Source organism: Piscinibacter sp. PDB5-1, from assembly GCF_056676035.1.
Window position 1 is genome coordinate 445,959 of the sequence record NZ_JBWVZL010000005.1, and the last position, 20,586, is coordinate 466,544.

Sequence of the window (20,586 nt, forward strand, 5' to 3'; positions counted from 1 at the left end):
CTCAGGACTCGCCGTGGACGTGCGCGACCGTCTGGTCGATGGCGCCAAATACGCTGGCCCCGTCGAGCCCCTTCATCTCGATGCGGATCGTGTCGCCGAAGCGCATGAACTCGGTCTTGGGCTCGCCGCTCTCGATGGTTTCGATGGCGCGCTTTTCGGCGATGCACGAGTAGCCGTGCGACCAGTCCTTGTTGCTCACCGTGCCACTGCCGACGATGCTGCCGGCGCGCACGTTGCGTGTCTTGGCCATGTGGGCGATCAACTGGCCGAAGTGGAAGGTCATCTCGTCGCCCGCGTCGCACAGGCCCACGCGTTTGCCGTTCCAGGTGCTTTGCAGCGCGAGGTGCACGCGCCCGCCCTTCCAGGCGGCGCCCAGCTCGTCGGGCGTCACGGCCACCGGGCTGAAGGCGGTGGCGGGCTTGCTCTGGAAGAAACCGAAGCCCTTGGCCAGTTCGGCCGGAATGAGGTTTCGCAAGGACACGTCGTTGGCCAGCATCACGAAGCGGATGGCGTCGAGCGCCGCGTCGGCATCGGTGCCCATCGGCACGTCGCCGGTCACCACCGCGACCTCGGCCTCGAAGTCGATGCCCATCTTCTCGCTCGGCAGCAGGATGTCGTCGCACGGCCCGATGAAGTCGTCGCTGCCGCCCTGGTACATCAGCGGGTCGGTGTAGAAGCTCTCAGGCACCTCGGCGCCGCGCGCCTTGCGCACCAGCTCGACGTGGTTGATGAAGGCCGAGCCATCGGCCCACTGGTAGGCGCGCGGCAAAGGCGCCATGCACATCTTCGGATCGAAGGGAAACGCGTGCCGCGCCTTGCCATGGTTCAGCGTGGTCGCCAGGTCTTCGAGCTGCGGCGAGAGGAAGCCCCAGTCGTCGAGCACCTGCTGCAGGCGCGTCGCAATGCCGCTCGCATAATGGGCCGTGCTCAGGTCGCGCGAGACAACAACCAGTTGCCCGTCGCGCGAGCCGTCCTTGTAGGTCGCAAGTTTCATGGTGTGTGATTGCGGCGCTGAATGCCGAAGCCTCTATTGTCGATGCAGCCTTGAGGGCCCCGGGTGACGCGGCCCACGGCGCGGCGCGCGCTGCTGGTTTCGGTGGCGGTGGGCTTGCTGATGCACGCCGCGCTGCTGCAAGGCTTCGCGGCGGGTGAATGGGACGATGGCTCCGATCGCGTGAGCGGTGTCTTGCCTGCGGTGCAGGTGCGCAGCGTGGCCCCCGAGGCGCCGCCGACGACGGTCGCTGCCGTACCGGCCCCGGTCGCGGCGAACCAGCGGCCCGCACTGCGCCGGCCTTCAGCGCCCGCTGTGGCACCCGCCGACCCACCGATGCTTGTGCCGTCCCTGCCGGCCGACACCTCGCTGGACGAAGCGCCTGAGCCATCGCCCGAGCCGAGCAGCGAGCCCGAATCCCCGGTCCTCACGCTGGCCGATGCAGCATCCGCGGCTGACACCGGTGCGGCTGTACCCGAGGTCGCCGATGCCGTCCTTGTGGCGCGCGCCTCTGCCGCCTTGCCTTCGGCGTCGGCCCCGGCTGCCGGCGAAGCCTTGCCGACCTATCGCACCACGTTGCCGCCCCCGGTCACCCTGAGTTATGGCGCACAAAGCGGCCGGCTCAGCGGCACCGCCCAACTGGTGTGGAAGCCGAATGCGACGCGTTACGAGGCGCATCTGGAAATGCTCGTGTCGGGCGTCATCGTCCGCACCTGGCACAGCGAGGGGGCGATTGACGCCGCCGGCATTGCCCCCGAACGCTTCACCGATGAGCGGCGCTTTCGCAGCGCACAGGCCGCCAACTTTCGCCGTGACAGCGCGCGCATCACCTTCTCGGGCCCGTCGAACGAATACCCGCTGCACACCGGCACGCAAGACCGCCTGACCTGGCTGCTGCAGGTGCCGGGCATCGTCGCGGCCAACCCCCAGCGCTTCAAGCCGGGCAGCCAGATCCGCCTGTTCGTGGTGGGCGCCCGGGGCGACGCCGACGTGTGGGTGCTGCGCGTGCAGGGCAGCGACGACCTGCGCCTGGCCGATGGCCGCAGCGTGCGCGCCCTGCGCGTGGTGCGCGAAGCCTCGGGCGAACACGGCACCCAGGCCGAGGTGTGGCTCGACCCCACGCGGCACCACCTGCCGGTGCGCGTGCTCATCGGCAACCAGACGCTGGAACTTCTCGACGGTCTGCCGGCTCCACCCTGACGTGATTGCCTCACCCCCCAGCAAGCATGGGGATGCGCTCCCACCGGGTCGGCTTGAAGATTGCTCCAACGACCCGAACTTCGGTGCGAAGGAGAAGCCTCATGCAGATGCTCTACAACTCGGACAGTTTCGTGGTCGTGTCTTTCGACACCCCGATGGGCGACGCGCCCGAGGGGGACGATCGCCTCACGCGCGGCGGCTACGAGATCGTCGACAAGTTCGCGGGCAAAGAGATCTTCATCGAGGGCGCGATGGCCGAAAGCTTCAAGGACGGCGTCGCCGCCTTGATGGAGACCTCGCCCTCCGAGGAAGAGATGGACGACTACATCGGCCGCTACAGCTCCTTGATGCAGCAGCCGGTCGTGCTGCACTGAGGGCACGGGCCTTCTTTTCGCGGGCCCTGCCGCCAGCCGGCGGGCCCACGTCATCTGCGTGAATTGCCGCACGTTCGACTGGCGACCCTGAGCCCATGAGGCCGCGCGCCTCCGTATAAGACGCACTCCACAAGCCCGCGCGCCGTGCAGGGCTTGTGGCTTCGCGCACAGTGCGCCAAGATCGTTCGTGTGCGTTTGCGCTGCGGCGCACAACGGACCCCTCGTTCCGCAGGAGGTGCCATGGCAGCCCGTCACCTTGACGCCCGTGTGGTGTTGTCACCCGGCTTGGTCGAAGCCCCGGTGCTCGACCGCATGTGCTCGCAGTTCGTGTTGACGCTGACCGTGCGGCACGCCTCGCGCTTCAACGTGCGGCGCGACTGGAACAGCCTGCTCGCGCTCACCGGCCGGCACCTCGTGTGGCCGACCTCGGTGCTGGCGCGCCTGCGTGAGTTTCTGAACAACCGCTGCAAGGGCAACGAACACTGGCGTGGCCACGAGGCCCTGGGCGACGAGGCGTTCATCGAACGCCACGGCGCTTGGCGCGGCCCGTATGAAGAAGGCACGCTCTTCTTTTACATCGACGAATACGTCAAGGACGCCCCCAAAGACCTGCTCGCCGTGCTTGGCGCCACCGCCGACTGGCTCGACCACAGCCTGAAGAAAGAAGCCACGCTGGTCGAGAAGAACATCGACGCGCTCGCCGGCCTCTTGCAGCTCAACCCCGCCGAACGCGCGCTGCTGCTCTACGGCACGCTGGCGCGCTACCAGCGCGATCTGCGCAGCCTCCTGGTCGAGTTCAAGGTCTCGAACGCGCAGGAGGCCTATGCGGCTATTGCCAGCGTGGCCGGCGTCAACGAGCAAGACGTCGCCGAAGCCTTGCGCGCCGGCTCGCGGCTCGAGCGCACGGGCATGGTCGAGAACCTCATCTCCGAGCACAACATCACCGACCTGGCCGACCTGATGAAGGTCAGCGAACAGCTGCCGCCGGTGCTGATGCGCCACTACGAAGGCCCGTCCGATTTGATGGCTGTGTTCACGCGGCCTGCCACACGCAGCAGCCTGCAGCCGAGCGATTTCGACTACGTGGGCGACGACCTGCAGGTACTCACTGCCTTGTTGCGCCACGCCGTGCAGCGCAAGGCGCCTGGCGTCAATGTGCTGCTCTACGGCCCGCCCGGCACCGGCAAGACCGAACTCGCCAAGGTGGCTGCGCAGGCCGCCGCGCTGGAACTGTACGAAGTTGAGTACGCCGACCGCGACGGCAACTCGCTCAGCGGGCGCGACCGCTACCGCTCGCTGCAGATCAGCCAGGTGTTCTTGAAGGGCAGCCCGCAGGTCGCGCTGCTGTTCGACGAGGTCGAAGACGTCTTCCCGCCGATCTCGACCGACGCGGCGCAGCTGATGGCGCGGCTCGACACCGGCGACGGCGCCGTGTCGGGCAGCGTGAGCGGCAAGGCCTGGGTCAACCAGATTCTCGAGACCAACCCGGTGCCGGTGATCTGGGTCACCAACCGCATCGAGCAGATCGACCCGGCGTTTCGCCGCCGCTTCCAGTACCACCTCGATCTCAAGAGCCCGCCGCCCGGGGCGCGCGAGGCGCTGGTGATGCGTGCGCTGCAGGGCGTGCCGGTGTCGGAAGGCTTCGCCGCGCGGCTGGCCGAGCGACGCGGGCTCACGCCGGCCCAGGTGCGCACGGCGGTGAAGTTCGCGCAACTGGCCACCGACATGGCGGCAGCGCTCAGCCCGCCGGGCGACGACGTGGCCGCGCAGATCGAGGCGCTGATCGAGCGCCAGTTGGGCAACGCCGACCGCGCGCTCGGCAACGTGCGTGCGAGCAAGGGCGAGCGCCGCGTCGTGACGCAGTACGACCTTTCGCTGGTCAACACCGAATCGCGCTTCGAGGTGCCTAAGATCGTCGAAGCGCTCAAGCGCAAGGGCTTCGGCACGCTGTGCTTCCACGGCGCACCGGGCACGGGCAAGACGGCGCTGGCCGAACACCTCGCGCACGAGTTGCAGCGCCCGCTGATGGTCCGGCAGGCGTCCGACATCGTCAGCAAGTTCGTCGGCGAGACCGAGCAGAACATGGCGCGCATGTTCGAGGAGGCGCAGACCGAGCAGGCCGTGCTGCTGCTCGACGAGGCCGACAGCTTTTTGCGCAGCCGGCGCATGGCCGAGCGCAACTACGAGATCAGCGAGGTCAACGAGATGCTGCAGGGCATGGAGCGCTTCTCGGGCGTGTTCATCTGCACCACCAACCTCTTCGACGACCTCGACGAGGCCGCGCTGCGCCGCTTCACCTTCAAGATCAAGTTCAAGCCGCTGACCGCCGAGCAGCGCGAGCGCATGTTCATTGCCGAGGCGCTGGACGGCGACGCGACGCGTTTGACGACCGAGCAGTCGCGCCGGCTGGCCCAGCTCGACGCGCTCGCGCCGGGCGACTTCGCGGCCGTCAAGCGGCAGGTCGATGTGCTGGGCGAGGTCTTCGAGCCCGACGAGTTCTTGTCACAACTCGAAGCCGAGCACCGGGTCAAACCCGAGGTGCGGCGGCAAAAAGGCATGGGATTCCTGCATTGATCCACATCCGGGGCCTCCTTGACTCAAGGCGCGGAGGGCCCCGCCGATAAGCCTCGGATGGAAAGACACCCGAGGCCCTGATGGACGGCACGACGCTTCCGTGGGCATTCCGCGCTGATTTGTGGGCCGCTGCCGCCGCGATGGCTGCGGGTTCGGCCTACGTCACGCTCGACCTGGCGCGGGGCATCACCTCGCGCCGGCGCAGTGCCGCCTTGCGCGCCCTGCTCGGGGCCGCGTTCGCACTGGCCTGTGGGGTCTGGGCTGGCCACCTGATCGTCATGGCCGATGAGCCGCTGCCTTTCCGCCTCGGCTACCAGGCGCCGTTGGCGTTCGTTTCGCTGGCGCTCACTTACGTTTGCATGGTCGCGGCCCTGAGCACTGGCGTTGGCAGCCCCACGCCCGGCCTGCGCTGGGCCGCCGCAGCGCTCGTGCTGGGCGCGGGGGCCTGCGTCGGCCCGATGCTGCTGCTGATGGCCCTGCACCTGGAGCCGGCGCTGAGGTGGAGCCCCGGCCTGCTGCTCGCGGGATGGGCCGCGACGAGTTTGCTCTCGGCCCTGGCACTGTGCGCCGCCGCGAAGCGTCACCGCGAACTGCCCTGGCTGCGCAGCCGGGCCTGGCACGTGCTGAGTGCGGCTTTCCTCGCCTGCGCGCTGCTGGTCGGCGACGCGGTGGTGTTCCAGGCTGCGCAGGTGCCGTTGCTGGCGCTGTCGTTCACCAGCGGCCGCCTGGCGAGTGCGACGCTGACGGCGCTGGCGACCATCGGGGTGCCGTCGATGCTGGCCTTGCTGCTGCTGGGCTCGGCGCTCGAAGCGCGCTTCAAGACCTTGCTCAAGCGCAGCCGCGACGAGCTGCGCCTGGCCGCGCAGACCGACCCGCTGACCGGGCTGCCCAACCGCGCGATGTTCGAAGAGCTGATGCACGGCGCCGGTCCGCGCGCCGATCGCCAGTCGCACCGACTCGCGCTCTTGTTCATCAACCTCGACGGCATGAAAGCGGTCAACGAATCGTTCGGCCAGGCGGCGGGCGACATGGTCCTGCGCGAGATCGGCCAGCGCTTGCGCGAGCTGATCGGCGAAGGCAACACCGTGGCCCGCGCCGGCGGCGACGAGTTCCTGGTGATGCTGGGCGGCAACCCGGGCGTCACCGACGCCTCGCAGCTCGCCTCGCGCGTGCTGAGCCGGCTGGCCGTGCCCTGCCAGATCGAAGACCACCAGGTCGCGGTGCCGTGTTCGATCGGCATTGCGATGTACCCCGAGCATGGCGCGATGTCCAAGCTCATTGCCCACGCCGACGCGGCCATGCAGGCCGCCAAGCGCAGCGGTGGCGCGACCTATTGCTTCTTCGAGGCGCGCATGGTGGCCGGCACGCGCGAGCAGATCGACCTGCTTCACGACCTGCGCCGCGCCATCGAAAACCAGGAGCTGGAGCTGTACTACCAGCCCAAGATCCACGCGCCCAGCGGCCAGATCACCGGCGCCGAGGCGCTGATGCGCTGGCACCACCCGACGCGCGGCATGGTGAGCCCGGGCGTGTTCATTCCGCTGGCCGAGCGCTTCGGCCTGATCAACGCGATGGGCAACTGGCTCATCGAAGACGTGTGCCGGCAGATCCGCGAGTGGCGCGACCAGGGCCTGCGCATGCGCGTGGCGATCAACCTGTCGGTGCACCAGTTGCGTCAGCCCGACCTGGTTGAGCGCATCGCCGACGCGCTGAAGCGCCATCGCATCGAGCCGGGCCTGCTGACCTGCGAGATCACCGAGTCGGCTGCGATGGAAGACATGCGCGTGACCCTGCAGGTGCTGGAGCAGCTCACCGCTGCCGGCGTGCACCTGTCGATCGACGACTTCGGCACGGGATATTCGAGCCTGAGCTACCTGCGTCAGCTGGCCGCTGAAGAATTGAAGATCGACCGCAGCTTCGTGATGGACCTGGAAACCAGCGTCGATGCCCGCGCCATCGTCGACGCGGTGGTCAAGCTCGCCCAGGCGCTCGGCCTGAAGGTCGTGGCCGAGGGCGTCGAGACGACGCAGCAGCAGGAAATCCTGCGTGGCCTGGGTTGCGACGAGCTGCAGGGCTTCTTGTTCGCCAAGCCGATGTCGGCCAAGGCGCTCGCGTTGTGGGCAACCAAGGACGAAGGCGGGCCGACTTCGCTGGACTTCCGGCCTTCCCTGTTCGGCGACACCCTGCCCGCCCACGCGGATTGACTGCCCCCCAGTCGCTGCGCTCCTGCCCCCAAGGGGCGCCGCCTGGCGGACCGGCAAAGCCGGCTCCGCTGGCGTTGCTTGATGTCGCAGTCGCTGCGCTTCTGCACGGCCTGTTGCAGCAAGACCCCTTGACACCCTTTCTACAATGCTCGGATGAGCACGCCCCGCTACACCCGAGCCGCCGCCCTGCCGGGCATCCTGCAACAGCGCATCGTCATCCTCGATGGCGCGATGGGCACGATGATCCAGCGCTACAAGCTGGGCGAGGCCGACTACCGCGGTGAGCGCTTCAAGGACCACCCCAAGGACCTGAAGGGCAACAACGAGCTGCTGATCTTCACGCGGCCCGACGTCATCAGCGAGATCCACGAGCAGTACCTCGCGGCCGGCGCCGACATCATCGAGACCAACACCTTCGGGGCGACCACCGTCGCGCAAGACGACTACGACCTGGCCGAGGTCGCGCGCGAGATGAACGTCGAAGGCGCACGCCTGGCGCGCGCCGCCTGCGACAAGTACAGCACCCCCGACAAGCCGCGCTTCGCGGCCGGCGCCCTGGGCCCGACACCCAAGACCGCCAGCATCAGCCCGGATGTGAACGACCCGGCGGCGCGCAACATCAACTTCGACCAGCTGAAGGCAGCCTACTACGAGCAGGCCGAGGGCTTGCTCGAAGGCGGGGCCGACCTCTTTCTCGTCGAAACCATCTTCGACACGCTGAACGCCAAGGCGGCGATCTTTGCGTTGGATGAGCTGATGGAAAACACCGGCGAGCGCCTGCCCGTCATCATTTCGGGCACCGTGACCGACGCCTCGGGGCGCATCCTCTCGGGCCAGACCGTCACCGCCTTCTGGCACAGCGTGCGCCACGCCAAGCCGATCGCCATCGGCCTCAACTGCGCGCTGGGCGCGACGCTGATGCGGCCGTACGTCGAAGAGTTGTCGCGCGTGGCAGGCGACACCTTCATCAGCTGCTACCCGAACGCCGGCCTGCCCAACCCGATGAGCGACACCGGCTTCGACGAGACGCCGGCCATCACGGGCGCGCTGGTCGAAGAGTTCGCGCAAGCCGGTTTTTTGAACATTGCCGGCGGTTGCTGCGGCACCACGCCCGACCACATCGCCGAGATCGCCAAGCGCGTGGGCAAGTACAAGCCGCGCTGCACGCACGGCGGCATGTTCAGCGAACTGTTGTCGGCGGCTTGACGGCGGCGGCGCTGCTGCGCGAGACGTTCGCGCCGCGGTCGCTGATCAAGATCTCGACGCGCCGGTTCTTCGAGCGGCCGGCCTCGTCGCCGTTGTCGGCAATCGGGTCGCGTGCCCCGCGCCCGGCCACCGCAAAACTCACCGGCGACAGGCCGCGTGCCACCAGCCAATCGCGCGTGGCGCCCGCGCGGTCGAGCGACAAGGTGTCGTTGGCCGCTGGCGAGCCCTTGCTGTCGGTGTGGCCGACCACACGGAACTGCGCCGCACCGAAGCCCCGCAACGCCACCACCACCTGGTCAAGCGCCGAGCGTGCGGCGGGTTTCAGCGCCGAACGGTTGGCTTCGAAGGCCATGTCGCCCGGCAGGGTCAGCCAGATGCGTTCGTCGTTGGTCTTGGCCACCGTGACGCCGCTGCCGCGCAAGGCCTGGTTGAGGCGGTCGTAGCTGGTCTGCATCTGCGCGGTCCAGCCCGTGCTGGCGGGCGGCTTGGCGCCATAGGCCGGCCCGGCAGCCGAGCCGGGTGCGACGCTGTCGTTCCTGGGCGTGGGCACGACCACGGTCTTCGGGGTGCCGCAGGCGGCCAGCAGGGCGGCGGCGGCCACGGTGGTGAGAAGCAGTCGGCGTGTCATCGTGAAGCGTTCCGGTGAAGGCCCCGATTGGACCGCGTTGCCAGCGGTCGTCCATCGGGCGAACGTGCAGTTTGGCCCTGGCTTTGTAACCAGGGTGCCAACAGGGGCTGCCGCTGCAACACGAGCTTGCATAAAATCGCCCACCTCCAAGGAGCGTTGCGACGGGTGCCCCACCGACCCGCCAGGCTTGGAAGCTCGCAACCACGCTCGCCCCCGCATGAATTCCCACGCATGCGCCGCGGGTGAGCACCGCGGTTCATGCCTTGAGCCCTGCCATGACCGCCACCCAAGCCACGCCTGAAACACCCGCCGTCCCGCCGATGAAGCTGTCGGGGCTGGAGCCGGTCGTCATCGGCGAGGGCTCGCTCTTCGTCAACATCGGCGAGCGCACCAACGTCACGGGCTCGAAGGCCTTCGCGCGGATGATCCTGAACGGCCAGTTCGAAGAGGCCCTGAGCGTCGCGCGCCAGCAGGTCGAAAACGGCGCCCAGGTCATCGACATCAACATGGACGAGGCCATGCTCGACGCCAAGGCGTCGATGGTGCGCTTCTTGAACCTGATCGCCAGCGAGCCCGAGATCTCGCGCGTGCCGATCATGGTGGACAGCTCGAAGTGGGACGTCATCGAGGCCGGCCTCAAGTGCATCCAGGGCAAGGGCATCGTCAACTCGATCTCGATGAAAGAGGGCGTCGAGGAGTTCAAGCGCCAGGCCAAGCTCGTGCGCCGCTACGGTGCCGCCGCCGTGGTGATGGCCTTCGACGAGAAGGGTCAGGCCGACACCTTCGCGCGCAAGATCGAGATCTGCGAGCGCGCGTACCGCATCCTGGTCGATGAGGTCGGCTTTCCGCCGGAAGACATCGTCTTCGACCCGAACATCTTCGCCATCGCGACTGGCATCGAAGAGCACGACAACTACGCGGTCGATTTCATCAACGCCACGCGCTGGATCAAGCAGAACCTGCCCGGCGCCAAGGTCAGCGGCGGCGTGTCGAACGTGAGCTTCAGCTTCCGCGGCAACGACCCGATGCGCGAGGCCATCCACACGGTCTTCCTGTACCACGCCATTCAAGCGGGCATGGACATGGGCATCGTCAACGCCGGGATGATGGGCGTGTACGACAACCTCGACCCGGTGCTGCGCGAGCGCGTCGAAGACGTCGTGCTGAACCGCCAGCCGGTCTACAAGGAAGGCGAGCCGCACCTCACGCCGAGCGAACGCCTGATCGAAATCGCCGAAACGGCCAAGGGCGCGGCCAAGGACGACAGCGCCAAGTACGCCTGGCGCGCCAAGCCGGTGGCCGAGCGCTTGAGCCACGCGCTGGTGCACGGCATCAACGAGTTCATCACCGAAGACACCGAAGAGGTCTACCAAGAGATCAAGGCCCGCGGCGGCCGCCCGCTGCACGTGATCGAAGGCCCGCTGATGGACGGCATGAACGTCGTCGGCGACCTGTTCGGCCAGGGCAAGATGTTCTTGCCGCAGGTGGTCAAGAGCGCCCGCGTGATGAAGCAGGCCGTGGCCCACCTGCTGCCCTACATCGAGGAAGAAAAGCGCCTCTTGATCGAAGGCGGCGGCGAGGCCAAACCCAAGGGCAAGATCGTCATCGCCACCGTGAAGGGCGACGTGCACGACATCGGCAAGAACATCGTGACCGTCGTGCTCCAGTGCAATAACTTCGAAGTCGTGAACATGGGTGTGATGGTCCCGTGCCAGGACATCCTCGCCAAGGCGAAGGAAGAGGGCGCCGACATCATCGGTCTGTCAGGGCTCATCACGCCGAGCCTCGAAGAAATGCAGCACGTGGCGTCTGAGATGCAGCGCGACGAGCACTTCCGCTCGCGCAAGACGCCGCTGCTGATTGGCGGCGCGACCACCAGCCGCGTGCACACCGCGGTGAAGATTTCGCCCAACTACGAAGGCCCGGTGGTCTACGTGCCCGACGCGAGCCGCAGCGTCAGCGTGTGCAGCGACCTGCTCAGCGACGAGAAGGCCGCTGCCTACATTGCCGAACTGAAGAGCGACTACGACAAGGTGCGCGAACAGCACGCCAACAAGAAGGCGACGCCGCTGGTCACGCTGGCGCAGGCGCGCGCGAACAAGACCAAGATCGACTGGGCCTCGTACGGGGCGACGACGCCGAAGTTCATCGGCCGGCGCGTGTTCAAGAACTACGACCTGGGCGAACTCGCGCAGTGCATCGACTGGGCGCCGTTCTTCCAGACCTGGGACCTGGCCGGCCCGTACCCGGCCATCCTCACCGACGAGGTCGTCGGCGAGTCGGCGCGTCGCGTCTACGGCGACGGCACGGCGATGCTGGCGCGCCTGATCAAGGGCCGCTGGCTGACGGCCAATGGTGTGATCGGGCTCTTCCCGGCCAACACGGTGGGCGACGACGACATCGAGATCTACACCGACGAGACCCGCAGCGAGGTGCTGATGACCTGGCGCGGCCTGCGCATGCAGACAGTGCGGCCGGTGGTCGATGGCGTGGCCCGGCCGAACCGCTGCCTGGCCGACTTCATCGCGCCCAAGGGCTCGGGCGTGGCCGACCACATCGGCCTCTTCGCGGTGACGGCCGGCATCGGCACCGAGAAGAAAGAGAAGCAGTTCCTCGACGACCACGACGACTACAGCGCCATCATGCTGAAGGCCCTGGCCGACCGGCTGGCCGAAGCCTTCGCCGAGCGCATGCACCAGCGCGTGCGCACCGACTTCTGGGGTTACGCCACCGACGAGGCCTTGAGCAACGACGAGTTGATCGCCGAGAAGTACAAGGGCATCCGCCCTGCGCCGGGCTACCCGGCCTGCCCCGACCACACGGTCAAGGGCGACATGTTCCGCGTGCTGCAGGCCGACGAGATCGGCATGCACCTGACCGAGAGCTGGGCCATGACGCCAGCGGCCAGCGTGAGCGGCTTCTACATCGCCCACCCCGACGCCACTTACTTCAACGTCGGCAAGATCGGCGACGACCAGCTGCACGACTGGGCCCAGCGCACCGGCCAGGACGAAGGCGCGGTGAAGCGCGCACTCGCGTCGCTGTTGTGAGTTGATCGCTGCGGCGCGCGCGTCGAAGGCGTGCCAGGGTGGGGGCCGCGCGGTGCAGGCGTGGGCGCGCTGCAAGTTCTTACGTGCGACGCATCCGCTTGCAAGGTGGCGAAAACACGGCGCTGTTTCAGATGCGACACGCGGTAAGCGGCCGCCAAACTGCCGATTTTTGACGTTCTCAGGGTCGTTGCAGGCCTGAACAATTCATCCCTTGTGCTTGGTACGCCGCGTGCGTGACCCCGGTCGATACGCGGTCTGTATCCGATCGAAAAAAGCCAGAGGGACGATCCAGTGAGACAGCAAGACAAGACGCCCCACGGGGCCAGCAGGCAGCGCACCGTGCGCTGTGTGATCGGTGCGGCGGCGCTCGCGATGCTCGTCGCCTGCGGCGGCGGCAAGCAAGAGGCAACGACCGCCAGCGACGGGCGCGAGCAGGAAGCCAGCTACCCCGCGCCCACCGGCTCGGACGTGCCGGCTTCGCGCGCGGCCGCGGCGCGGTTCCTGACCCAGGCGAGCTTCGGGCCGAGCGATGCATCGGTGCAGCGCGTGCTCGACATCGGCTACAGCCAGTGGATCGACGACCAGTGGATCAAGCCGGTCACCTCGCACCGCGCGATGTGGGACTCGCTCGACGCGGCGGCCAAGGCGGCCAATGCCACCTCGAGCGCCGGGCAAGACGGCTTCACCCATTCGTTCTGGCGCTCGGCGGTCATCGGTGATGACCAACTGCGCCAGCGCGTGGCTTTCGCGCTGTCCGAAATCTTCGTCATCTCGATGCAAGAGCCAGCGGTGGGCGACAACCCGCGCGCAGCGGCGGCCTACTACGACATGCTGGCCACCACGGGCCTGACCGACTACCGCTCGCTGCTCGAAGCCGTGACCTTGCACCCGATGATGGGCCGCTACCTCACGATGCTCGGCAACCGCAAGGCCGACACGCGCACCGGCCGCGTGCCCGACGAGAACTACGCGCGCGAAGTGATGCAGCTCTTCAGCATCGGCCTGTACGAGCTGAACCCCGACGGCACGCGCCGTCTGGTGGGCGGGCAGCCGGTCGAGACCTACACGGCCGCAGACATCGCCGGCCTGGCGAAGGTGTTCACCGGGTGGAGCTGGGCCTGCCCGGTGGCGCCGACGCTGACGTCGAGCCCGTGCTTCAGCAACGGCACGACGAATGGCCAGTCGGACCCCGACCGCACCTTCAAGCCGATGATTGCCTACCCGCAGTTCCACGCGATCGAAGAAAAGCAGTTCCTCGGCGTCACTGTGCCGGCGCAGGGCACCGAGCGCGCACCTGCGCCGAACCCGGCCGCCAGCCTGCGCGCGGCGCTCGACCGGCTGGCCACGCACCCCAACACGGCCCCCTTCATCAGCAAGCAGTTGATCCAGCGCCTGGTCACCAGCAACCCGAGCCCGACCTATGTGCGCGATGTGGCCCAGGTGTTCACCGACACCGGCGGCGACATGAAGGCCGTGGTCAAGGCCATCCTGCTGCACAGCGAGGCACGCACGATCACCAACACCGGTGGCAAGGTGCGCGAGCCGCTGCTGAAGCTGTCGGCCGTGTTGCGGGCCTTCCGCTTCACGTCGGACTCGGGGCATTACAAGGTCGGCAACACCGACGATCCGGGCCGGCTGTTCGCCCAGACGGCGCTGCGCTCACCGAGCGTCTTCAACTTCTACCGGCCGGGCTATGTGCCGCCGGGGTCGAACGCCGCAAGCCTGAACCTTGTCGCCCCCGAACTGCAGATCGCCCACGAGTCGGCCGCTGCGGGGTATGTGAACTCGATGCGTGAAGTGGTCAGCGCCGGCCTGGGGCAGACCAACCCGGCGCCCTTCAACCGGCGCGACATCCAGCCCGACTTCACCGCAGAGATGGCGGTGGCCGAGCGGCCGGCCGAGCTGGTGGAGTTGATGAACGCACGCCTGATGTACGGGACCATGCCGTCGTCGCTGAGGACCCTCATCACCAACGCGGTGAGCGCGATCGCCATTCCGACGCTGGGCGGCAGCGTGACGCAGACGCAGGTCAACGCCGCCAAGCGCAACCGCGTGAGTGCTGCGATCTTCCTGACGGTCGTGTCGCCTGAATTCCAGGTCCAGAAGTGACCAGGGGCCTTTGATCATGAAAAAACTCAACGCATCACGACGCCTGTTTCTTCAGCAAGCCGGGGCGCTGTCTTCTCTGGGCGCGGTTGGCGGTCCTCTGGCCCTCAACCTCGCCGCGATGGGCTCGGCGGCCGCGCAAACCGCCGGCGACTACAAGGCCATCGTGTGCCTGTTCATGTTCGGCGGCAACGACTCGTTGAACATGGTGCTGCCGACGGATGCCCCCTCGTTCGCCAACTACACCGCCGTGCGCAACCAGGCGCCCGATTCAATCGCGCTGCTGGCCCCGGGCACGCCGGCCGACGCCGCGGCAGCGGCCGGCTCGCCGGCTGGCCTGGGCGGCGTGCTGCCGATCGTGCCGACCAATGCACAGGGTCGCACCTTCGCGCTGCACCCGTCGATGGCGGCGGCACAGGCGCTGTTCAACACCGACAAGCGCCTGGCGATCTTGCCGAACACGGGTCCGCTCGTCATGCCGACGACGAAGGCGCAATACAGCCTGGCCACGCACCGGCGGCCGCCCAACCTCTTCTCGCACAACGACCAGAGCAACCACTGGCAGTCTTTCCGCGCCGAAGGTGCGACGCAGGGCTGGGGCGGGCGCATGGGCGACTACCTGGCCTCGATGAACACCAACGTGGTGTTCACGTCGATCTCGACCTCGGGCAATGCCGTGTGGCTGTCGGGGCAGTCGGTGCGCCAGTACCAGGTGGGCACCAGCGGCGCGGTGCGCATGGGGGTGACGGACAGCACCAACCGCATCTTCGGTTCGGCGGCCGTCGGGCAGGCCATGGCCGACGTCGTGCGCAACGGGCGCGGCGGCCACGCCTTCGAGGCGGACATCGCGGCCATCAACCGCCGCTCGATCGACGCCGAGGTGACCTTGCGCTCGGCGCTCACGGCGCCCGAGAGCCCGCTCTTCGGCACGGCCCCGGCCAGTGGCGGCTACAACCCGAGCAACGACCCCAAGCTTCGCTACACGCACCCGGTGACGGGCGTGGCGGCCTACAACGGCCTGGCGCAGCAGCTGCAGACGGTGGCTCGCATGGTGCAGGCGGCCCCGACCATCGGCACGCAGCGGCAGGTGTTCTTCGTCAGCATCGGCGGCTTCGACACGCACGACGCGCAGAACCGCAACCACGCCGACCTGATGGCGCGCGTGTCGCACGCGCTGGCGTATTTCGACCAGACGCTCGGCAACATCGGCCAGCGCAACGCGGTGACGCTGTTCACCGCGTCGGATTTCGGCCGCACCTTCACGAGCAATGGCGACGGCACCGACCACGGCTGGGGCGCGCACCACTTCGTGATGGGCGGTGCAGTGCGCGGCGGCGACCTGTACGGCAGCTTCCCCGTGCTCGGCGCGAAGAACGCGAACAACAACAACTTTGACAGCAGCCCCGACCAGATCGGCAACGGCGCGTTGATCCCGACCACCTCGGTCGATCAGCTCGGCGCGACGCTGGGCACCTGGTTCGGGCTGAGCCCGACGCAGTGCCTCGACGTCTTTCCTAACCTGTCGAACTTCAGCACACGCAACCTCGGCTTCATGACCTGAGCCACGCGGCCTCCCCGTGCAGCCTGGCCGGCCGCTTCAAGCGGTGGTCAACACACGCCGGTACTGAATGGCCTCGGCCAGGTGCGGTGTCTCGATGCGCGCGCTGCCCGCGAGGTCGGCCACCGTGCGTGCAATGCGCAGCACCCGGTGAAAGCTGCGTGCCGACCAGCCCAGGCGGGCCGCTGTCGTCTGCAGAAACTTCATGCCGGCGGCGTCGAGCGCGCAGTGCGTGTCGAGCGCCTGGCCCGACAGCGCGGCGTTCAGACTGGCCTGCCGCCCGAATTGCACGGCCTGGGCCTGCGTGACGCGCTGCGCGACCTGCGCCGAGCTGTCACCTTCGGGTGCGGCCGACAAGGTTTCGGGCGGCACCGCCGGCACCTCGACCTGCAGGTCGATGCGGTCGAGCAGCGGGCCGCTCAGCCGCGCCTGATAGCGCGCGATCACATCGGGTGAACAGCGGCAGGCCCGCAAGGGGTTGCCGTGGTGCCCACAAGGGCAGGGGTTCATCGCCGCCACGAGCTGAAAGCGCGCCGGAAAGCGCGCCTGCCGCGCCGCGCGCGAAATGACGATGTGGCCGGTCTCCATCGGGTCGCGCAGCGATTCAAGGCTGGCGCGGCTGAACTCGGGCAGCTCGTCGAGAAACAGCGTGCCTTCGTGCGCCAGCGAGATCTCGCCCGGCCGAGGCGGCGACCCGCCGCCCACGAGCGCGACCGCCGATGCGGTGGCATGCGGCGCCCGGTAGGGGCGCTCCATCCAACGGCTGGGCTCGAAGACGCCGACCAGGCTCATCACCGCGGCCGACTCGAGCGCCTGGTTCTCGTTGAGGGGTGGCATCAGCCCGGGCAGGCGGCGCGCCAGCATCGACTTGCCGGTGCCGGGCGGCCCGACCATCAAGAGGCTGTGCCCCCCGGCAGCGGCCACTTCGAGCGCGCGCTTGGCGCCGCTCTGGCCTTTGACCTCCCGCAGGTCCGGCGCGGCCGGCGAACAGGTGGGCGGCAACGCGCTGAAGTGCACCCGGGGCAGCGGACGTGCCGCTTCGCCCGGCAGCAGCGCCTGCACCACGTCGAGCAGGTGCGCGGCGCCGTGGATGCTCAGCCCTGGCACGCGGGCCGCCTCTTCGGCGCTGGCCTGGGGCAGCACGAGCGCACGCACGGGCGTCTCGGGCTGCGCGAGGGCGTGGCGGCGAAGGCCCATCGCCATGGCGAGCGCGCCGCGCACGGGGCGCAGGTCACCGGCTAGGGACAACTCGCCCCCGAACTCGTGTGCGTCGAGACGCGCCGCGTCGATCTGCTCGCTGGCGGCCAGGATGCCCAGCGCGATCGGCAAATCGAAGCGCCCGCTTTCCTTGGGCAGATCGGCCGGGGCGAGGTTGACGGTGATGCGCTTCGCGTACGGAAACGACAAGCCGCTGTTGACCAGCGCGGCGCGTACCCGCTCGCGGGCTTCTTTCACCTCGGTGTCCGCCAGGCCGACGATCGTGAAGCTGGGCAGGCCGTTGGCCAGATCGACTTCGACGGTGACGGCGGGTGCGTTCAGGCCGTCGAGCGAACGCGAGTGCACAACGGCGAGGGACATCGGGGACTCCATCCGGTTCGGCGCGCGGTCGGGTCGCCACGCGCTCGGCGGCGGATTCTCAAAGCCAGAACAGCGGCGTGGACCTCCCGCAGGGGTGCACCCTGACAGGGGAAGGCGAGGCGGCAGCACCTCACCAAGAGAGTGCGCGCACGTGGTCTTGCCCGAAAAAGGCACAAACATGGTGCCAAATTGCGGGCGGTGGAGGGCTGGTGGGCGAAGTCGGGGCGGTCATGCCCCAAAAAGTAGATGGCACAAAAGCTGCAAAAGTGCCCCCGCCTCTTGTCCACCCTCATCTCATGGAGATTTGAATGAAGAACCTGCTCGTTGGTGTGTCGCTCAGCCTGATTGCCGTTGCGGCTTCTGCCCAGGTCGCCACGAATTTCAGCGTGACCACCAACTACAAGTACCGGGGTCAAGACCAGACGTCCAACAAGCCTGCAGTGCAAGGTGGCTTTGATTACGCCATGGGCGGGTTCTACGTCGGCAACTGGAACTCGAGCATCGGCGCCACCGACGCCGGCATCGAGATGGATTTCTACGGCGGCTACAAGGGCGAGATCGCCAAAGGCCTGGGCTTCGACGTCGGCGCGCTGCACTACTACTACCCGCAGAAGGTCAAGGCCGGTGAATACAACACCACCGAGATCTACGGTGGCCTGAGCTTCGGCCCGGCGACGGCGAAGCTGTCGTACACGGTGAGCGACGAGTACTTCGGTGTGCCCGACGCCGACGGCACCCTGTACTTCGACCTGAGCGCCAACCACGAGATCACGAAGGGCCTGACCTTGAACGCCCACATCGGCGCGACCAAGTTCTCGAGCGACGCCCGCAACGCCGGCGCCGTCAACTACTTCGACTACAAGCTCGGCGCGACCTACGACCTGGGCTCGGGCTTCTCGGGCGGTGCCCACGTGGTCGGCGCCAACAAGAAAGACACCTACGGCGACATCAACAAGGCGCGCCTGATCCTCACGATCACCAAATCCATGTGATCTGGCGGCCTGGCCGCAGATCGTTTCCGAGTTCTCAACAGGAGTGTTGTTATGAAGATGGTGACTGCCATCGTCAAGCCGTTCAAGCTTGATGAAGTGCGTGAAGCCCTCAGCGCCATCGGCGTTCAAGGCATCACGGTGACCGAGGTGAAAGGCTTCGGTCGCCAGAAGGGGCATACCGAGCTGTACCGGGGTGCCGAGTACGTGGTCGATTTCCTGCCCAAGGTGAAGATCGAAGCGGCCGTAGACGACGGCATCGTGGACCGCGTCATCGAAGCCATCGAAGGTGCTGCACGCACCGGCAAGATCGGCGACGGCAAGATCTTCGTGTCGCCGCTGGAACAGGTCGTGCGCATTCGCACGGGTGAAACCGGCAAGGACGCGCTCTGACGACGCGCCATACAGAGAGACAACCATGAAGAAACTGATTGCTACCCTGGCCTTGGGGCTCGCAGCCCTGGGCTTCAGCGGCGCGGTGCTCGCGCAAGACGCCGCGTCGGCCCCGGCCGCTGCGGCTTCGATGGCGGCGGCGCCCGCCGAGGCGGCCTCGGCCGCCGCCACCCCGGCTGTTGAAGCGGCTTCGGCCGCTGCAGCCGCTCCGGCTGCAGCCGCTCCCGTGGCCAACAAGGGCGACGTGGCGTGGATCATCGTCGCCACGTTGCTCGTGATCCTGATGACCGTGCCCGGCCTCGCGCTGTTCTACGGCGGCCTCGTGCGCAGCAAGAACATGCTGTCGGTGCTGATGCAGGTGATGGTGACGTTCTCGCTGATCGTCGTGCTGTGGGTCATCTATGGCTACAGCCTCGCGTTCACCGAGGGCAATGCCTTCATCGGCGGGCTCGACCGGCTGTTCCTGAAGGGCGTGTTCGACCCGGCCACCGGCGCCTTCTCGATGGCCGCGACCTTCAGCAAGGGTGTCTACATCCCTGAGCTGCTGTTCGTTGCCTTCCAGGCCACGTTCGCCGGCATCACCTGCTGCCTGATCGTGGGCGCCTTCGCCGAGCGCATCAAGTTCTCGGCCGTGCTGCTGTTCATGGTGCTGTGGTTCACGTTCAGCTACGCGCCGATCGCCCACATGGTCTGGTTCTGGATGGGCCCGGACGCCTACTCGGCTGCCGGCGTCGTCGACGAGATGACCAGCAAGGCAGGCCTGATCTGGCAATGGGGCGCGCTCGACTTCGCGGGCGGTACCGTGGTGCACATCAACGCGGCCGTCGCCGGCCTCGTGGGTGCCTACATGGTGGGCAAGCGCATCGGCTACGGCAAAGAGGCGTTCACGCCGCACTCGCTGACGCTGACGATGGTCGGTGCCTCGATGCTGTGGGTGGGCTGGTTCGGCTTCAACGCGGGCTCGGCCCTCGAAGCTGGCAACAGCGCCGTGCTGGCCTTCATGAACACCTTCTCGGCCACCTCGGCGGCCGTGCTGGCCTGGTGCCTGGGTGAAGCGCTGCTCAAGGGCAAGGCCTCGATGCTGGGTGCTGCCTCGGGTGCCGTCGCCGGCCTCGTCGCCATCACCCCGGCCGCCGGCAACGTCGGCCTGATGGGCGCCCTGGTGATCGGTTTCATCGCCGGCTTCGCCTGCCTGTGGGGTGTGAACGGCCTGAAGAAGCTGCTCGGTGCCGATGACTCGCTCGACGTGTTCGGCGTGCACGGCGTCGGCGGCATCGTCGGTGCCCTGCTGACCGGCGTGTTCAACACGCAATCCCTGGGCGGCCCGGGCCTCGTGACCGACTGGGTCACGGCGACCGTCGGTTCGGCCTCGATCGGCGCGCAGGTGTGGATCCAGCTGAAGGGCGTGCTGCTGACCGTCGTGTGGTCGGGCGTCGTCTCGGTGATCGCCTTCAAGGTGGTCGACCTCGTCATCGGCCTGCGTGTGCCCGAAGAGGAAGAGCGCGAAGGCCTCGACATCACCTCGCACGGCGAAACGGCTTATCACAAGTGACGTGATCAGACCTTGATGCAAGAGTGATTGAGGACCGGGTGGCGCAAGGGGTGTCGCCCGGTCCTCAAGAGCAAGGCCACCGCAAGGTGGCCTTTTTTCATGGCCGGCGGCTTTTTCTCGCGCTGGGGGCGCTGGCGGCGTGGGGGGCGGGTGATCGGGGTTGTGCCCAGCCGACACACCCCC

General features: G+C 67.7%; 14 protein-coding genes and 1 riboswitch. Of the genes, 11 read left to right on the top strand and 3 right to left on the bottom strand.

Translation table 11 applies throughout. The features are described from left to right. Window position 1 precedes the first annotated feature (1 nt). Window positions 2-994: a fumarylacetoacetate hydrolase family protein gene (locus tag AC1KAT_RS20960; protein ID WP_480329045.1), complete on the bottom strand. Its 993-nt coding sequence runs from the start codon at window positions 992-994 to the stop codon at window positions 2-4. A gap of 63 nt (window positions 995-1,057) precedes the next feature. On the opposite strand from AC1KAT_RS20960, the gene AC1KAT_RS20965 reads away from it, so the two are divergent. The 5 genes from AC1KAT_RS20965 (at window position 1,058) to AC1KAT_RS20985 (ending at window position 8,549) form a co-directional block, all read left to right on the top strand. Continuing rightward, window positions 1,058-2,191: a DUF3108 domain-containing protein gene (locus AC1KAT_RS20965; protein ID WP_480329047.1), complete on the top strand. Its 1,134-nt coding sequence runs from the start codon at window positions 1,058-1,060 to the stop codon at window positions 2,189-2,191. A gap of 101 nt (window positions 2,192-2,292) precedes the next feature. Continuing rightward, the gene (locus AC1KAT_RS20970) at window positions 2,293-2,565 is read left to right on the top strand and encodes a BTH_I0359 family protein (RefSeq protein ID WP_480329049.1); all 273 of its coding nucleotides are present in this window, start codon (window positions 2,293-2,295) and stop codon (window positions 2,563-2,565) included. Between the two features lie 240 nt (window positions 2,566-2,805). Beyond that, window positions 2,806-5,139: an AAA family ATPase gene (locus tag AC1KAT_RS20975; protein WP_480329051.1), complete on the top strand. Its 2,334-nt coding sequence runs from the start codon at window positions 2,806-2,808 to the stop codon at window positions 5,137-5,139. 140 nt (window positions 5,140-5,279) lie between these two features. After that, complete coding sequence (locus AC1KAT_RS20980) at window positions 5,280-7,343, top strand: putative bifunctional diguanylate cyclase/phosphodiesterase (protein WP_480329053.1); 2,064 nt, start codon at window positions 5,280-5,282, stop codon at window positions 7,341-7,343. Window positions 7,344-7,496: 153 nt separating this feature from the next. Continuing rightward, a complete protein-coding gene (locus AC1KAT_RS20985) occupies window positions 7,497-8,549 on the top strand; it encodes a homocysteine S-methyltransferase family protein (RefSeq protein ID WP_480329055.1) in 1,053 nt (350 codons plus the stop codon). Here the strand turns inward: AC1KAT_RS20985 and AC1KAT_RS20990 are convergent. Beyond that, window positions 8,524-9,177, bottom strand: a complete 654-nt coding sequence (locus tag AC1KAT_RS20990) for an OmpA family protein (RefSeq protein WP_480329057.1) — start codon at window positions 9,175-9,177, stop codon at window positions 8,524-8,526. The two genes, AC1KAT_RS20985 and AC1KAT_RS20990, sit on opposite strands and share 26 nt — an antisense overlap. 142 nt (window positions 9,178-9,319) lie before the next feature. After that, window positions 9,320-9,393: riboswitch (S-adenosyl-L-homocysteine riboswitch) on the top strand. Between the two features lie 5 nt (window positions 9,394-9,398). Here AC1KAT_RS20990 and metH point away from each other — a divergent pair. From metH to AC1KAT_RS21005, 3 genes are all read left to right on the top strand, one after another. Further along, window positions 9,399-12,227: a methionine synthase gene (gene metH, locus AC1KAT_RS20995; RefSeq protein ID WP_480329225.1), complete on the top strand. Its 2,829-nt coding sequence runs from the start codon at window positions 9,399-9,401 to the stop codon at window positions 12,225-12,227. A gap of 291 nt (window positions 12,228-12,518) precedes the next feature. After that, complete coding sequence (locus AC1KAT_RS21000) at window positions 12,519-14,336, top strand: DUF1800 domain-containing protein (protein ID WP_480329059.1); 1,818 nt, start codon at window positions 12,519-12,521, stop codon at window positions 14,334-14,336. Window positions 14,337-14,352: 16 nt separating this feature from the next. Next, entirely contained in the window at window positions 14,353-15,894 is a 1,542-nt protein-coding gene (locus tag AC1KAT_RS21005) for a DUF1501 domain-containing protein (protein ID WP_480329061.1), read from the top strand. Window positions 15,895-15,930: 36 nt separating this feature from the next. On the opposite strand, the gene AC1KAT_RS21010 is transcribed toward AC1KAT_RS21005, so the two are convergent. Then, entirely contained in the window at window positions 15,931-17,469 is a 1,539-nt protein-coding gene (locus AC1KAT_RS21010; RefSeq protein WP_480329063.1) for a YifB family Mg chelatase-like AAA ATPase, read from the bottom strand. Between the two features lie 308 nt (window positions 17,470-17,777). Between AC1KAT_RS21010 and AC1KAT_RS21015 the strand changes: the two genes are divergently transcribed. From AC1KAT_RS21015 to AC1KAT_RS21025, 3 genes are read left to right on the top strand one after another with little or no spacing between them, the layout of a single operon-like run. Continuing rightward, a complete protein-coding gene (locus AC1KAT_RS21015) occupies window positions 17,778-18,461 on the top strand; it encodes a TorF family putative porin (RefSeq protein ID WP_480329065.1) in 684 nt (227 codons plus the stop codon). A gap of 51 nt (window positions 18,462-18,512) precedes the next feature. Continuing rightward, the gene (locus AC1KAT_RS21020) at window positions 18,513-18,851 is read left to right on the top strand and encodes a P-II family nitrogen regulator (protein ID WP_480329067.1); all 339 of its coding nucleotides are present in this window, start codon (window positions 18,513-18,515) and stop codon (window positions 18,849-18,851) included. A gap of 25 nt (window positions 18,852-18,876) precedes the next feature. After that, the gene (locus AC1KAT_RS21025) at window positions 18,877-20,403 is read left to right on the top strand and encodes an ammonium transporter (RefSeq protein WP_480329069.1); all 1,527 of its coding nucleotides are present in this window, start codon (window positions 18,877-18,879) and stop codon (window positions 20,401-20,403) included. Window positions 20,404-20,586: the final 183 nt, after the last annotated feature.

Bases quoted from the DNA above. Each gene is read 5' to 3' on its own strand.
- AC1KAT_RS20960 (WP_480329045.1), bottom strand. From the start codon at position 994: ATGAAACTTGCGACCTACAAGGACGGCTCGCGCGACGGGCAACTGGTT.
- AC1KAT_RS20970 (WP_480329049.1), top strand. From the start codon at position 2,293: ATGCAGATGCTCTACAACTCGGACAGTTTCGTGGTCGTGTCTTTCGAC.
- AC1KAT_RS20975 (WP_480329051.1), top strand. From the start codon at position 2,806: ATGGCAGCCCGTCACCTTGACGCCCGTGTGGTGTTGTCACCCGGCTTG.
- AC1KAT_RS20980 (WP_480329053.1), top strand. From the start codon at position 5,280: ATGGCTGCGGGTTCGGCCTACGTCACGCTCGACCTGGCGCGGGGCATC.
- AC1KAT_RS20985 (WP_480329055.1), top strand. From the start codon at position 7,497: ATGAGCACGCCCCGCTACACCCGAGCCGCCGCCCTGCCGGGCATCCTG.
- AC1KAT_RS20990 (WP_480329057.1), bottom strand. From the start codon at position 9,177: ATGACACGCCGACTGCTTCTCACCACCGTGGCCGCCGCCGCCCTGCTG.
- AC1KAT_RS21005 (WP_480329061.1), top strand. From the start codon at position 14,353: ATGAAAAAACTCAACGCATCACGACGCCTGTTTCTTCAGCAAGCCGGG.
- AC1KAT_RS21010 (WP_480329063.1), bottom strand. From the start codon at position 17,469: ATGTCCCTCGCCGTTGTGCACTCGCGTTCGCTCGACGGCCTGAACGCA.
- AC1KAT_RS21015 (WP_480329065.1), top strand. From the start codon at position 17,778: ATGAAGAACCTGCTCGTTGGTGTGTCGCTCAGCCTGATTGCCGTTGCG.
- AC1KAT_RS21020 (WP_480329067.1), top strand. From the start codon at position 18,513: ATGAAGATGGTGACTGCCATCGTCAAGCCGTTCAAGCTTGATGAAGTG.
- AC1KAT_RS21025 (WP_480329069.1), top strand. From the start codon at position 18,877: ATGAAGAAACTGATTGCTACCCTGGCCTTGGGGCTCGCAGCCCTGGGC.